Below are 15,226 nucleotides of genomic sequence, written 5' to 3'. Positions count from 1 at the left end.
TAAAAACAATAAGAAGACAATGAATATAAGAAAGGTGTTGACCACACTCTGCATCATTGCATGCAGCATCATCGCAAAGGCGCAGGACAAAATCGTATACCCGGACATATCCTATGCCGGAACACCGCGCACCGTACAGATTGCGGGCATCGCCGTGACAGGCGCTGAAGGATATGAGGACTATATGCTCACTGGCATATCGGGTCTGTCTATCGGACAGGAGATTCTGCTGCCGGGCGACGAGATAACCGACGCTGTGAAGCATTACTGGAAGTATGGCCTGTTCTCGGACGTGTCTATCTCGGTAGACTCGCTCATACACGACAAGGCTTATCTACACATCCATCTGCAGATGCGTCCGCGTGTGTCAACAATCAACTACATTGGTCTGAAGAAATCGGAGCGCACCGACATGGAGGAGAAACTCGGACTCCTCAAGGGCGCTCAGATTACACCTAACATGATTGACCGTGCCAAGATTCTTGCCAAGAAATACTTCGACGACAAGGGATTCAAGAACGCGGACATCCAGGTGGTGCAGCGCGACGACGTGACGCAGAAGAACCACGTAATCCTCGACGTCATCATCGACAAGAAGGAGAAGATGAAGGTGCGCACCATCACCATCGAAGGCAACGATGCCTTGAGAGCCGGCCAGATTAAGGGTGGCCTGTTCAGAAAGGGAGCGTTCTCCAAGACTCACGAGGCTGGCAAGTTGTCGTCATTCCTCAAGTCGAAGAAGTTCACACCCGAGCGTTGGAAGGCCGACAAGCAGAAACTCATCGACAAGTATAACGAGCACGGCTACCGCGACGCTGTAATCTTAGGCGACAGCGTATGGAACGTTGACGACAAGCACGTAAGCATCAACATTAAGGTAGACGAAGGCAAGAAGTACTTCATACGCAACATAACATGGGTGGGCAACACCGTGTACAACTCCGACTATCTGGCTGCCGTACTCGGCATGAAGAAGGGCGACGTGTACAACCAGAAGCTCATGAACAAGCGACTCACCGAAGACGAGGACGCTGTGGGCAACAATTACTGGAACAACGGCTACCTGTTCTACTCACTCCACCCGACAGAGATTAACATCGTAGGCGACTCTATCGACCTTGAGATGCGTATCTTCGAGGGTCCGCAGGCCCACATCAACCACGTACGCATCAACGGTAACGACCGTCTGTATGAGAATGTAGTGCGTCGCGAGCTGCGTACAAAGCCGGGCGACCTCTTCTCGAAGGAGGCATTGCAGCGTTCGGCACGTGAGATTGCATCAATGGGACACTTCGACCCTGAGAAGGTCAATCCGCAGCCGGTGCCCGACCCAGAGAACGGTACAGTAGACATCAACTACGATCTTGAGCAGAAGTCGAACGACCAGATTGAGTTCTCGCTCGGATGGGGACAGACCGGTGTAATCGGACGTATCGGACTCAAGCTCAACAACTTCTCGATGCGCAACCTCTTCAACAAGAACAAGGAGCATCGTGGTATCATGCCTATCGGCGATGGTGAGGTTCTTTCAATCGGAGCACAGACCAACGGTACATACTATCAGTCGTACAACACCTCATACTCAACCAACTGGTTTGGAGGCAAGCGACCGATACAGTTCTCGGTAGGAGCCTACTTCTCTAAGCAGACCGACGTATCGAGCAACTACTACAACAGTGGTTACTTCAACAACTACTACAACTACATGTACGGTTATGGCAGCTACGGCAACTACAACAACTATGAGTCGTACTACGACCCCGACAAATACATCAAGTTGTTCGGATTCTCACTGGGATGGGGCAAGCAGTTGCGCTGGCCAGACGACTACTTCCAGTTGTCGCTCTCGCTGTCGTACACACGCTACATGCTGAAGAACTGGAGCTACTTCCTCATGACCAACGGTAACTCTAACAACCTCAACCTCAGCATTCAGCTGTCGCGTACATCTACCGACAACCAGTTGTTCCCACGCCGCGGTTCAGAGTTCGTCGCATCGGTTACCGTTACTCCGCCATGGTCGGCATGGGACGGCAAGGACTACGAACACCTCGCCACCAACTCTAAGTCGGCTACATACAACAAGGAGCAGCAAGAGAAGTACCGCTGGGTAGAATACCACAAGTGGAAGTTCAAGGGCCGCATGTTCACCGCACTCACAAGCGGACAGAAGTGTCTCGTACTCATGACACGACTCGAGTTCGGATTGCTCGGCTCATTCAACAAGTGGAAGAAGTCGCCGTTCGAGACCTACTACATGGGTGGTGACGGTATGACCGGCTACTCTACATCATACGCTGAAGAGACCATCGGTCTGCGCGGTTACGAAAACGGTTCGCTCACTCCTTACGGCTACGAGGGCTATGCCTACGACCGCATGACACTTGAGTTGCGCTATCCGTTCCTCCTTGGCAACACCACCATCTACGGACTCGGATTCATCGAAGGCGGTAACTCATGGACCGAAACCAAGAAGTTCAACCCGTTCGACATGAAGCGTTCAGCCGGTCTCGGTGTCCGCATCTTCCTCCCGATGGTAGGTTTGATGGGTATCGATTGGGCATACGGCTTCGACAAGGTGTTCGGAACCAAGGGCGGTTCGCAGTTCCACTTCATCTTAGGACAGGAATTCTAAAAAAACAAGGCTATGAGGAAATTAATGCTTATCTGCCTCTTTGCCATTACGGCACTGACGGCAAGCGCACAGAAGTTCGCGCTGCTCGACATGGAATACATTCTGAAGAACATTCCAGCCTACGAGCGAGCCAACGAACAGCTCAACCAGGTGTCAAAGAAATGGCAGGCTGAGGTTGAGGCACTCAACACCGAGGCCTCAACACTCTACAAGAACTACCAGAACGAGATGGTGTTCCTCTCTGCCGAGCAGAAGAAAGACCGCCAGGAAGCCATAATGAAGAAGGAGAAGGAGGCAAGCGACCTCAAGCGCAAGTACTTCGGTCCAGAAGGAGAGCTGTTCAAGAAGCGCGAGAGCCTCATGTCGCCCATCCAGGAGGAGATATACACCGCAGTGAAGGAGATATCCGAACTGCGTGGCTACTCGCTCGTTCTCGACCGCGCCTCCGACTCAGGCATAATATTCGGCTCACCCAAGATTGACATCAGCAACGAAGTGCTGCAGAAGCTTGGCTATGGAATTTAGAATTAGGAATTAGGAATTTTGAGTTATTCTCGGCTTTGCCTGCGATTTTGAATTATTCAATTTGGAATTGTTCGGCTTTGCTGATTCGGAATTAGGAATTTGTAATTTTGAAAATTCATTCATAGAGTTTAGAAAATAATTAATAACAAAAAACAAATAAGAAAATGAAAAAGCTTATCTTAATGCTTATGTTGTGCATGCCATTGGCAACATTCGCACAGAAATTCGGACACGTTAACGCCCAGGACATTATGCAGTCAATGCCTGAGTTCATCAAGGCCCGTGGCGAGGTAGAAGCAGCTGCCAAGCAGTATGACAACGACCTCAAGGCAATGCAGGACGAACTCCAGCGCAAGGCCCAGGACTACGACAAGAACGCCTCGACAATGAACGAGACCAAGAAGAAGGAGACAGAGGAAAGCCTCCAGCAGATGTACCAGAAGATACAGCAGACAGCCCAGGACAACCAGCAGGCTCTCGCCAAGCTCCAGCAGGAGAAGATTAGCCCTATCACCAACAAGCTCGTTGAAGCTATCAAGGCTGTAGGCAAGACAGGTGGCTATGTTTACATCATGGACATCACATCTGGCATTCCTTACATCAGCGACACTCTCAGCAAGGACGTTACTGCCGAGGTGAAGGCTCAGCTCAACAAGCCTGCCGCTGCCAAGAAGTAATTGACAATATAAGCAAACAATAATCAGGAGGCTATGGCGTAGAAGCCGCAGCCTCCTTTTTTTCTTTCAAGCCAAATATGAAGAAATTATTCTTACTACTCTTCGTGCTTGCCCTGCCGTTGCTGGCAAGTGCGCAGATACGGTTCGGCTATTTCAGCTATGACACCGTTCTGAAGTCAATGCCCGACTATCTGATGGCTCAGCGCAACATCGACGACCTGCGCCAGAAGTACGACAATGAGATGAAACGCTCCGAACAGGAATTCAACGCCAAGTATGAAGAATTTCTCGATGCACAGCGCGACCTCGTGCCCTCCATTCTCCGCAAGCGCCAGACTGAGATACAGGAAATGATGGAGAAGAACGTAGCCTTCAAGCAGGAGGCACAGCGACTGCTCAAGCAGGCCGAGGCAGACGCTTTCACCCCCGTAAAGCGCAAGCTCAACGAGGCTGTAGCCAAGGTGGGAGCACAACTGGGCTACGCATTTATACTGAACACCGACGGCGACGCATGCCCGTACGTCAACCCTGAAATGGGCGAAGATGCAACCGAAGCTATCAAAGCCGAATTAAAATAAAACGCCACATGATGAACTTTCCACAACAACCAGGCCCCATCGGCGTGTTCGACTCGGGCTATGGCGGACTGACCGTGCTGCACGGCATACGCCAGCTTCTGCCGCAATACGACTACATGTATCTCGGCGACAACGCCCGCGCACCCTATGGCTCGCGCTCGTTTGAGGTGGTCTACCAGTTCACACGGCAGGCTGTACTCAAGTTGTTCTCAATGGGTTGCCATCTCGTAATACTCGGATGCAACACAGCATCTGCCAAGGCTCTGCGCACCATACAGCAGCGCGACCTGCCCATGCTCGACCCCTCGCGCCGCGTACTGGGCATCATCCGCCCTACCGCAGAGACGATTGGCAATCTGACCGAGTCGCGACACATTGGTGTACTGGCTACAGAGGGCACCATAAAGAGTCAGTCGTACTCGATGGAGATACACAAACTGTTCCCAGATATACATGTCTCGGGCGTGGCATGTCCGCTTTGGGCAGCCATAGTAGAGGCTGGCGAGGCCGACTCGCCCGGTGCCGACTACTTTGTAAAGAAGCGCATCGACCAGCTCATGCGCAAAGACCCTCTCATCGACACCATCATACTCGGCTGCACCCACTATCCGCTGCTTATGAGTTCTGTCGTCAAGAACGTACCCAAAGGCGTGCGCATAATGTCGCAAGGCACATACGTAGCCAACTCACTCGCCGACTATCTGAAGCGCCACCCCGAAATGGAACGCAACATTACGCAGGGCGGAACGTGCCGCTATCTCACTACCGAGAGCGAACAACGATTCAGCGAGACAGCCCGCATATTCCTACACGAAGACGTAATGGTCAATCATGTCGATTTGACAGAATAAATAAAGTTGAAAATTGAGAGTTGAGAGTTGAGAGTTATGATTACCTTGGTAAACATAATGTATAATAAACGTATACAAACTGAGCATATCATAACTCTCACTTCTCAACTCTCAATTCTCAACTCAGTTGTTGTGAGGTTGAGTTTCAATTGTTGTGAGTTTGCATTTCAATTGTTGTAAGTTTGCATTTCAGATGTTGTGCGCTTGAAAAATAAGTACTGATTTATTTTGCATTGTCTTCGATTTGCAGTACCTTTGCACTCGATTTGATAAATGTATAACTCTGTGGAAGAATTTGGCTGCTTGCAACCACACTAAAAAATGCTAAAACTGCACACTCCAACTATGTGCCAATGCGCACAAAGACAGCAGGTTGGATAGCGGTAATTGGTGTTTTTCCACTAATTTTTTAATTTTAAAATTTGGAAAAAATGAATTATCTTTTTTCATCAGAATCAGTTTCAGAGGGCCATCCCGACAAAGTGGCCGACCAGATTTCAGACGCTCTTGTTGACCAGTTTCTCGCCTACGACGCGAACGCACACTGCGCCATCGAGTCGTTCGTCACTACAGGCCAGGTAGTAATCATGGGCGAGGTGCGCTCAGAAGCCTACATCGACCTGCAGACCATCGCACGCAAGACCATCAACCAGATTGGCTACAACAAGTCAGACTATCAGTTTGACGGCAACTCTTGCGGCGTGCTCACAGCTATCCACGAGCAGAGCGATGACATCAACCGTGGTGTCAGCCGTGCCGAGGAGGAAGAGCAGGGAGCCGGCGACCAGGGTATGATGTTCGGCTATGCCACCAACGAGACCGAGAACTATATGCCCGTGACACTCGACCTGGCACAGCTCATCATGCGCGTACTTGCCGACATACGCAAGGAGGGCAAAGAGATGACCTACCTGCGCCCCGACTCAAAGAGCCAGGTTACTGTAGAATACTCGGAGGAAGGCATACCGCAGCGCATCGACACCATCGTAGTGAGCACCCAGCACGACGAGTTTGACGACGACGACGAGCGCATGCTCGACAAGATCAAGGACGACGTGCTCAACATTCTCATGCCGCGCGTTAAGGCACAGATACACAGCGAGAAGGTGCTCTCGCTCTTCGGCGACGACATCAAATACTTTGTCAACCCTACCGGCAAGTTCGTTATCGGCGGCCCTCACGGCGACACCGGTCTGACCGGCCGCAAGATTATCGTCGACACATACGGCGGCAAGGGCGCACACGGCGGCGGAGCCTTCTCGGGCAAGGACCCCTCTAAGGTAGACCGCTCGGCAGCATACGCAGCACGTCATATAGCCAAGAACATGGTAGCGGCAGGCGTTGCCGACGAGATGCTCGTGCAGGTGAGCTACGCCATCGGTGTAGCCGAGCCAGTAAACATCTACGTCAACACCTACGGCCGCTCACGCGTACAGATGAGCGACGCCGAGATAGCGCAGAAGATTTCCAAGCTGTTCGACCTCCGTCCGAAGGCAATAGAGCGCACACTCAAGCTGCGCCAGCCCATCTATCGCGAGACAGCAGCCTACGGACACATGGGACGCAAGAACGAGATTGTCGAGAAGACATTCACATCGCGCTACCACGAGACCAAGGTGATGAAGCTGGAGCTGTTCACATGGGAGAAACTCGACCGCGTGGACGACATCAAGAAAGAATTCGGTCTGTAGACCATTCCATCAAAGCCGGGCATGCCATACGACATGCCCGGCAAACATATATCAACCAACCCACAATTAAATGATTCACACTGCTTCTGACTCCATACATGTTGAGGAAATAGTGCTCGGTGAAGACGGACAGCCGGTAGCGTCCACACAGCAACGCAAGCACTTTCAGCCCACGCCCGCACAGGTGCTGTCGTGGCTGCCAAAGAACGCAACGCCCGAACAGCAGGACTCCGCCATCCAGGCCAATATCAAGCCATCGGAGATAACATGGAGCCAGCAGCCCGACACGCTGCATCTGCCCGGACACAGCAAGGGCAAGTCGTGGCGCGACGTGAACATGCCCAAATACTATCGCGAGTCGTACTTCACGGGCAAGCCTTTCTTCCATCCCGACATGTTCGGCGGACGACTTGGCGTAGCCGGCGACCCCGTGCCCTACAGCATCGCACGCGACAACGTCATCACGCTGCTGCTGCTCGGATGCTTCGTGCTCGCCCTGATAGCCTACTCCAAGTCCAAGGGATTCATCCTGCGCCAGGCAAAGGACTTCTTCCGCCCGCCCCACAACGAGAAGATGACAGCCATCAGCGAGACATCGGGCGAACTGCGTTTCCAGTTCTTCCTCGTGCTGCAAAGCAGTCTGTTGATGGCGCTGATATTCTTCTTCTACGTGCAGCGCAACATCACCGACACGTTCATCATCGACCAATATCAGGTGATTGGAGTGTTCGCAGCCATCATCACCGTCTACGCCATGCTCAAGGCGGTGGCATACAGCGTCACGGGATGGGTGTTCTTCGACCGAAGGAGCAACGACCTATGGATTAAGTCGTTCCTCTTCCTCCTTGCCATGGAGGGAGTGTGCCTGTTCCCTATAGTCATGCTGCGTGCATACTTCGAGATAGCAGTACAAACCACCCTCATCTGCACCGCTATAGTGATAGGCCTGTTCAAATTGCTGGCGCTTTACAAGTCATATCTCATCTTTTTCAGGAACGGTGGCCATTCTCTGCAAATTTTTTTGTACTTTTGCACACTTGAACTGATGCCACTTGCCATGCTCATCGGAGCACTCATGATAACCACGGCAAACCTGAAGGTGGATTATTGACAAGGACACACAGACAAATACGAATAATCACGAAACACGAAATAGATATATTTACAAAGAGAAATGATTAAGAAGATTCTGATATCCCAGCCCGAACCGTCAAGCGAGAAATCACCCTACTTCGATATCGCCAAGGACTTTGGCGTGGAACTCGTTTTCCGCCCATTCATCAAGGTCGAGGGATTGAGTGCCAAAGAATTCCGCCAGCAGAAGATCGGACTGCTGGACTTCACAGCCGTTGTCTTCACATCGCGCCACGCCATCGACAACTATTTCAACCTCGCCAAGGAGATGCGCATCACAATCCCCGAGGACATGAAGTACTTCTGCGTGACCGAGACTATAGCACTGTACATCCAGAAATACGTACAGTACCGCAAGCGCAAGGTGTTCTTCGGCACAACCGGCAAGATCGATTCGCTCATACCCACAATGGTGAAGCACAAGACCGAGAAATATCTCGTGCCGCTGAGCTCTGTCCACAACGACGACATAGAGCGCTTGCTCGACGCAAAGAAGCTCCACCACAAGGAGTGCGTTATGTATCGCACCGTCAGCAACGACTTCACTGAAGAGGAAGCTAAGGCGTTCGACTGCGACATGCTCGTATTCTTCAGCCCTTCAGGCATCAAGGCATTCACCAAGAATTTCCCCGAATTCACTCAGGGCGACATTCGCATCGCCACCTTCGGACCTGCTACAGCCAAGGCTGTGACCGATGCCGGCTACCGACTCGACCTCGAAGCACCTACCAAGGAACACCCTTCCATGACAGGAGCACTGCAGAACTATCTGGAGAACAACAAGTAGTTAGGTTGTTGACATGACAACATCAACATACAGCCTCCCACAGTCGGAGCGCATTAACAGCAAGAAGCAGATTGACCGCCTCTTTCGCGGAGGCGGCTCAAAGGCTATGACAGCAGCACCACTGCGTATGGTGTACATGGCAGACAATCGTCAGACCGACTCTCAGCCAGCCGACGGACATCAGCCGATGGCTCAGATGATGGTGAGCGTACCCAAACGCTACTTCAAGCGCGCCGTAAAGCGCAACTACGTGAAGCGTCAGGTGCGCGAGGCGTATCGCCTCAACAAGCACATTCTCGTCGACCGCCTCACCGAGAGCGGCGACAAGACAATGTCGCTCTGCTTCATATGGACAGCCAACCGTCTTCTGCCTACAGCCGAGGTGATGAGCCGCATGGCCAACCTGCTGACACGATTGGCTGAGAAGCTGTCGGCAACCGACAATAAAAACATCCCGCAATGAACCGACTCTCACACGCACTCGCATGGATAGTGATACAACCCATCCGATTCTACCAGAAGTTTATCACACCATACACCCCGGCTTCATGCCGATTCCAACCCACATGCTCCGAATATGCGCGTCAGGCACTGCTCAAGCACGGATTCTTCAAGGGCATGGCACTCTCAATATGGCGCATCCTAAGATGCAACCCATGGGGAGGCTCGGGCTACGACCCAGTGCCGTAAGTGGAATTTTGAGTTTTGAATTTTGAATTTTGAATTAAATCACCAGCAAATGCTCAGAAAGGCCTAATAAGGCCCAGAAAGGCTCAGAAAGGCTTAGTAAAATATTAACAACAATAAAATGGCAAAAAATTTCGTTGAAGAACTGCGCTGGCGCGGCATGCTCGCGCAGATTATGCCGGGTACTGAGGAATATCTCAACACCCACATGGTGTCTGCGTATCTTGGCACCGACCCTACTGCCGACTCACTTCACATCGGACACCTCTGCGGCATCATGATGCTGCGCCACCTCCAGCGTTGTGGCCATAAGCCCTACCTCCTCGTAGGCGGTGCAACAGGTATGATTGGCGACCCTTCGGGCAAGAGCCAGGAACGCAACCTGCTCGACTCGAAGACACTCTATCACAACCAGGAGGCCATCAAGAAGCAGGTAGCCAAGTTCCTCGACTTCGACGGCAATGAGCCTAACAAGGCCGAGCTCGTCAACAACTACGACTGGATGAAGGACTTCACCTTCCTCGACTTCGCACGCGAGGTGGGCAAGCACATCACCGTAAACTATATGATGGCGAAGGATTCCGTACAGAAGCGTCTCAACGGCGAGGCTCGCGACGGACTCTCATTCACCGAATTCACATATCAGCTGCTTCAGGGCTACGACTTCCTCTATCAGTATCAGAAGTATGGCGTACGCTTGCAGCTCGGCGGCAACGACCAGTGGGGCAACATGACCACCGGTACTGAGCTTATCCGCCGTACACTCGGCAACGAGTCGGAAGCCTACTGCCTCACCTGCCCGCTCATCACCAAGAGCGACGGCAAGAAGTTCGGCAAGACCGAGAGCGGCAACGTATGGCTCGACCGCAACCGCACCACTCCTTATGCCTTCTATCAGTTCTGGCTCAACGTGAGCGACGCAGAGGCTGAGAAGTACATCAAGATATTCACCGACCTTGACAAGGAGACAATCGACGCTCTCATAGCCGAGCACAACGAGGATCCGGGCCGCCGCACAATGCAGAAGCGCCTGGCTGAGGAAGTTACCACAATGGTACACTCACGCGAGGACCTCGAAATGGCTCAGGAGGCTTCAAGCATCCTCTTCGGCAAGGGAACCAAGGAGACACTGCAGAAGTTTGACGAGGCTACACTGCTCTCTATCTTCGAGGGTGTGCCCCACTTCACACTGCCAGCCGACCAGCTCGGACAGCCCGCAGTCGACCTCTTCACACGCGATGATGTCAAGGTGTTCAACTCAAAGGGCGAGATGCGCAAGCTCGTTCAGGGTGGTGGCGTATCGCTCAACAAGGAGAAGCTCGCAGCCTTCGACCGTGTAGTTACAGCCGAAGACCTCATCGACGGCAAGTATCTTCTCGTGCAGCGCGGCAAGAAGAATTATTATCTCATCACAGTGAAATAATCCGAAAAATTTGGCTGCAAAGCTATTTTTTATTACCTTTGCAGCCACATTGTCCTATGGTGTAATGGTAGCACAACAGTTTTTGGTTCTGTTTGTGGTGGTTCGAATCCGCCTGGGACAACAGAAAAAGCCTTGCTTCTTAATCGGAGCAAGGCTTTTTTGTTTTTTAATACAACACATTTTTTCCACATAATTATATTTATTATAAGCTAAAAGTCGTAACTTTGCATAAAACTGAAAATAAATAGCAAAAACAGATATAATGGAATACAATTTCAGAGAAATCGAGAAGAAATGGCAAGCCCAGTGGGTGGCAGACAAGACCTACCACACCACTGAAGACCCGAACAAACAGAAGTTCTACGTACTCAACATGTTCCCCTATCCGTCGGGAGCCGGTCTGCATGTAGGCCACCCGCTCGGATACATCGCATCGGACATATACGCACGCTTCAAGCGCCTTGAGGGCTACAACGTGCTCAATCCTATGGGCTACGATGCCTACGGACTGCCTGCCGAGCAATATGCCATTCAGACCGGTCAGCACCCTGAGGTGACCACCGTTGCCAACATAGCCCGCTACCGCCAGCAGTTGGACAACATCGGTTTCTCTTTCGATTGGGACCGCGAGGTTCGCACATGCGACCCCAAATATTACCACTGGACACAGTGGGCATTCCAGAAGATGTTCCAGTCGTTCTTCTGCAACTCATGCCAGAAGGCTCAGCCCATCGAGAAGCTCGTTGCACGCTTCGAGGAGAAGGGTACTGAGGGACTGAACGTAGCCGAGAGCGAGCACCTCGAGTTTACAGCCGAGGAGTGGCGAGCCATGAGCGACGTTGAGAAGCAGAAGACATTGATGAACTACCGCATCGCCTATCTGGGCGAGACAATGGTAAACTGGTGTCCGGGACTCGGCACTGTGCTTGCCAACGACGAGGTAGTGAACGGTGTGAGCGAGCGTGGCGGCTATCCCGTTGTACAGAAGAAGATGCAGCAGTGGTGTCTGCGCACCAGCGCTTATTCACAGCGTCTGCTCGACGGACTGGACACAATACAGTGGAGCGACTCTATCAAGGAGACCCAGAAGAACTGGATTGGCCGTTCGGAAGGTACCGAGATGCAGTTTAAGGTGGCAGGTCAGGACTTCGACTTCACCATCTTCACCACACGTGCCGACACCATCTTCGGTGTGACATTCATGGTATTGGCTCCCGAGAGCGAGCTCGTTGAGAAGCTCACCACTGCCGAGCAGAAGGCTGCTGTTGACGAATATCTTGCCTACGTTAAGAAGCGTACCGAGCTCGACCGTATGGCAAACCACTCTGTTACGGGTGTGTTCTCTGGTTCATACGCCGTAAATCCGTTCACCGGCGAGAACATTCCAATCTGGATTTCAGAATACGTGCTTGCAGGATATGGTACAGGTGCCATCATGGCTGTTCCGGCTCACGACTCACGCGACTACGCCTTCGCCAAGCACTTCAACCTGCCCATCATCCCCCTCATCGAGGGTGCCGACGTAAGCGAGGAGAGCTTCGATGCCAAGGAAGGCACCGTTCTGAACTCGCCCGTTGCAGGCAAGCAGACCCTCGACGGCTTCTCACTGAACGGACTGACCGTTAAAGAGGCTATCGCTGCCACCAAGAAATTCGTCACAGAGAAGGGATTGGGCCGCGTCAAGGTCAACTATCGTCTGCGCGACGCCATCTTCTCACGCCAGCGTTATTGGGGCGAGCCGTTCCCCGTATACTACAAGGACGGAATGCCACAGATGGTTCCCGAGGAGTGTCTGCCGCTCGAACTGCCCGAAATCGAGACATATAAGCCTACCGAAACTGGCGAACCGCCATTGGGACGTGCCAAGATGTGGGCATGGGACGAGGAGAAGAAGCAGGTGGTAGACAAGGCTCTGGTAGACAACAAGACCGTGTTCCCGCTCGAATTGAACACCATGCCGGGCTTTGCCGGATCGTCAGCCTACTATCTGCGCTATATGGATCCGCACGACGACAGCTGTCTCGTAAGCAAGGAAGCCGACGAGTACTGGCAGAATGTCGACCTCTATGTAGGCGGATGCGAGCACGCTACGGGCCACCTCATCTACTCACGTTTCTGGAACAAGTTCCTCTTCGACCTCGGCGTGAGCTGCAAGGAAGAGCCGTTCCAGAAGCTTGTCAACCAGGGCATGATTCAGGGACGAAGCAACTTCGTATATCGTATCAATTCCGACGACCACTCTAAGGCTCCCGTCTTCGTGAGTGCCGGACTGAAGAAGGACTATGACGTGACACCTATCCACGTCGACGTAAACATCGTTTCAGCCGACGTGCTCGACATCGACGCCTTCAAGGCATGGCGTCCGGAGTATGCCGACGCTGAGTTCATCCTCGAAGACGGCAAGTACATCTGCGGATGGGCAGTTGAGAAGATGTCGAAGTCGATGTTCAACGTTGTCAACCCCGACATGATTGTCGAGAAATACGGTGCCGATACATTGCGTCTGTACGAGATGTTCCTCGGTCCGGTAGAAGCCAGCAAGCCTTGGGACACCAACGGTATCGACGGATGCTTCCGCTTCCTCAAGAAGTTCTGGAACCTCTACTACGAGAACCGCACCGACAACTTCCTGCCTTCAGCCGACGCCGAGGCATCAGCCGACAGCATGAAGACTCTGCACAAGCTCATCAAGAAGGTGACCGAAGACATCGAAAACTTCTCATACAACACCTCAATCTCGGCATTCATGATTGCCGTGAGCGAGCTTGCACAGCAGAAATGCCGCAACAAGCAGGTGCTCGAGCAGCTCGTTGTGCTCATCGCACCGTTCGCTCCGCACATCGCTGAGGAGCTTTGGCACGTATTGGGCAACGAAACAACCGTATGCGACGCCCAGTGGCCTAAGTTCGAGCCTAAGTATCTCGTTGAGAGCGAGGTGCAGCTCACCATCTCGTTCAACGGCAAGGCACGCTTCCAGAAGAAGTTCCCAGCCGACGCCACCAACGATGCAATACAGCAGGCAGTGCTCGCCGACGAGCAGAGCCAGAAGTATCTCGACGGCAAGACAGTGGTCAAAGTGATTGTTGTGCCTAAGAAGATTGTGAATGTCGTTGTTAAGTAATACGCGGCGACATTCTATATAACTTACTGAACTTTCGCAAGCTCAGTGAATTCAGTAGTTGAAGGAGTTAAGAAGTTTTTGCGACCGTAGGGCGCGAAAACTTCTTAACTTCTTAACTACTTTTGCTTAGAATCAAATGAAAATTACGCTTTAACTGTAAAATCCTATGACAATCGACCGCAAAATTATCTGGCAAGAAACGAAGGACTATTTCAATATCACTCTCGGTCTGATGCTCTACACCTTCGGATTCACCGTTTTCCTTCTACCCTATGAAATCGTGACCGGAGGTATTGCAGGTATCGGAGCCATTATATTCTATGCCACAAAGTTTCCCGTACAGTGGACTTTCTTCATCATCAATGCCATACTTATCGTAGCCGCGCTGAAGGAGCTTGGACTGAAATTCCTTGCCAAGACCATATATGCCACCATTGCACTTACCGTATTGCTCGACCTTGCACAGAAGATTGTGGAGCAGCCCGACGGCACCTTCTACAAGCTTATGGGCGAGGGCAACGACTTCATGTCGCTCATTATAGGATGTATGCTCACCGGAACGGCACTGGCTGTAGTGTTCCTCAACAACGGCAGTACGGGTGGAACCGACATCATAGCAGCCGTTGTCAACAAGTATTACAACGTTTCGCTCGGCAAGGGACTCATCATGGTAGACCTCGTAATCATCGGCAGCTGTCTTGCCATCGACTCGTTCGGTCTGTTCCCTCAGCGTTGCCAGATGGTGGTGTTCGGTTTGTGTACGATGGTGATAGAGTGTACCATGCTCGATTATGTGATGAACGTGCAGTGCCAGTCGGTGCAGTTCATGATATTCTCGAAGGAATACAAGAAGATAGCCGAAGCCATCACACGCAAGACCGACCATACACTCACCATTCTCGACGGCCACGGCTGGTATACTGGCAAGGAGATGAAGGTGATATGTCTGCTTGCCAAGAAGCGCGAGTCGGTGCTAATCTTCCGACTCATTAAGACAATTGACCCACGCGCATTCGTCAGCCAGAGTAGCGTAATCGGTGTATATGGCGAGGGATTCGACCAGATAAAGGTGAAGGTGAAGAAGCATGAAAGCGCACAAAGCCCCACCCCCGAACCC

Annotated in this window: 13 protein-coding genes and 1 tRNA gene; all 14 read left to right on the top strand. The window is 52.0% G+C overall.

Annotation, left to right across the window (positions count from 1 at the left end):
- Positions 1-19 precede the first annotated feature (19 nt).
- Positions 20-2,635, top strand: a complete 2,616-nt coding sequence (locus I6E38_RS02710) for a BamA/OMP85 family outer membrane protein (RefSeq protein WP_235392552.1) — start codon at positions 20-22, stop codon at positions 2,633-2,635.
- Between the two features lie 12 nt (positions 2,636-2,647).
- Positions 2,648-3,160, top strand: coding sequence for an OmpH/Skp family outer membrane protein (locus tag I6E38_RS02705; RefSeq protein ID WP_235392551.1), 513 nt, complete (start codon positions 2,648-2,650; stop codon positions 3,158-3,160).
- 164 nt (positions 3,161-3,324) lie between these two features.
- Positions 3,325-3,837, top strand: coding sequence for an OmpH/Skp family outer membrane protein (locus I6E38_RS02700; RefSeq protein ID WP_235392550.1), 513 nt, complete (start codon positions 3,325-3,327; stop codon positions 3,835-3,837).
- Positions 3,838-3,914: 77 nt separating this feature from the next.
- Entirely contained in the window at positions 3,915-4,415 is a 501-nt protein-coding gene (locus I6E38_RS02695) for an OmpH/Skp family outer membrane protein (protein WP_235392549.1), read from the top strand.
- 8 nt (positions 4,416-4,423) lie between these two features.
- On the top strand, positions 4,424-5,266 hold the full coding sequence (gene murI, locus I6E38_RS02690; RefSeq protein ID WP_235392548.1) for a glutamate racemase: 843 nt from the start codon (positions 4,424-4,426) through the stop codon (positions 5,264-5,266).
- A 431-nt stretch (positions 5,267-5,697) separates the two neighbouring features.
- Positions 5,698-6,957, top strand: coding sequence for a methionine adenosyltransferase (metK, locus tag I6E38_RS02685; protein WP_235392547.1), 1,260 nt, complete (start codon positions 5,698-5,700; stop codon positions 6,955-6,957).
- Positions 6,958-7,027: 70 nt separating this feature from the next.
- Positions 7,028-8,068, top strand: a complete 1,041-nt coding sequence (locus I6E38_RS02680) for a DUF4271 domain-containing protein (RefSeq protein WP_235392546.1) — start codon at positions 7,028-7,030, stop codon at positions 8,066-8,068.
- 63 nt (positions 8,069-8,131) lie between these two features.
- Positions 8,132-8,878, top strand: a complete 747-nt coding sequence (locus tag I6E38_RS02675) for a uroporphyrinogen-III synthase (protein WP_235392545.1) — start codon at positions 8,132-8,134, stop codon at positions 8,876-8,878.
- Positions 8,879-8,891: 13 nt separating this feature from the next.
- Complete coding sequence (locus I6E38_RS02670; RefSeq protein WP_235392544.1) at positions 8,892-9,341, top strand: ribonuclease P protein component; 450 nt, start codon at positions 8,892-8,894, stop codon at positions 9,339-9,341.
- Positions 9,338-9,568: a membrane protein insertion efficiency factor YidD gene (gene yidD / locus I6E38_RS02665; RefSeq protein WP_235392543.1), complete on the top strand. Its 231-nt coding sequence runs from the start codon at positions 9,338-9,340 to the stop codon at positions 9,566-9,568. Before I6E38_RS02670 ends, yidD begins: the two co-directional genes overlap by 4 nt.
- 118 nt (positions 9,569-9,686) lie before the next feature.
- Complete coding sequence (tyrS, locus tag I6E38_RS02660; RefSeq protein WP_235392542.1) at positions 9,687-10,988, top strand: tyrosine--tRNA ligase; 1,302 nt, start codon at positions 9,687-9,689, stop codon at positions 10,986-10,988.
- Positions 10,989-11,038: 50 nt separating this feature from the next.
- A tRNA-Gln gene (locus tag I6E38_RS02655) sits at positions 11,039-11,109 on the top strand.
- A gap of 141 nt (positions 11,110-11,250) precedes the next feature.
- Positions 11,251-14,109: a leucine--tRNA ligase gene (leuS, locus tag I6E38_RS02650; RefSeq protein ID WP_235392541.1), complete on the top strand. Its 2,859-nt coding sequence runs from the start codon at positions 11,251-11,253 to the stop codon at positions 14,107-14,109.
- Between the two features lie 166 nt (positions 14,110-14,275).
- On the top strand, positions 14,276-15,226 hold a 951-nt coding region (locus tag I6E38_RS02645; protein ID WP_235392540.1), incomplete at its 3' end, for a YitT family protein.

The organism is Leyella stercorea, from assembly GCF_021531355.1.
In the GTDB taxonomy this organism is placed as follows: domain Bacteria; phylum Bacteroidota; class Bacteroidia; order Bacteroidales; family Bacteroidaceae; genus Prevotella.
This window is presented reverse-complemented; position numbering and strand designations above follow the sequence as displayed.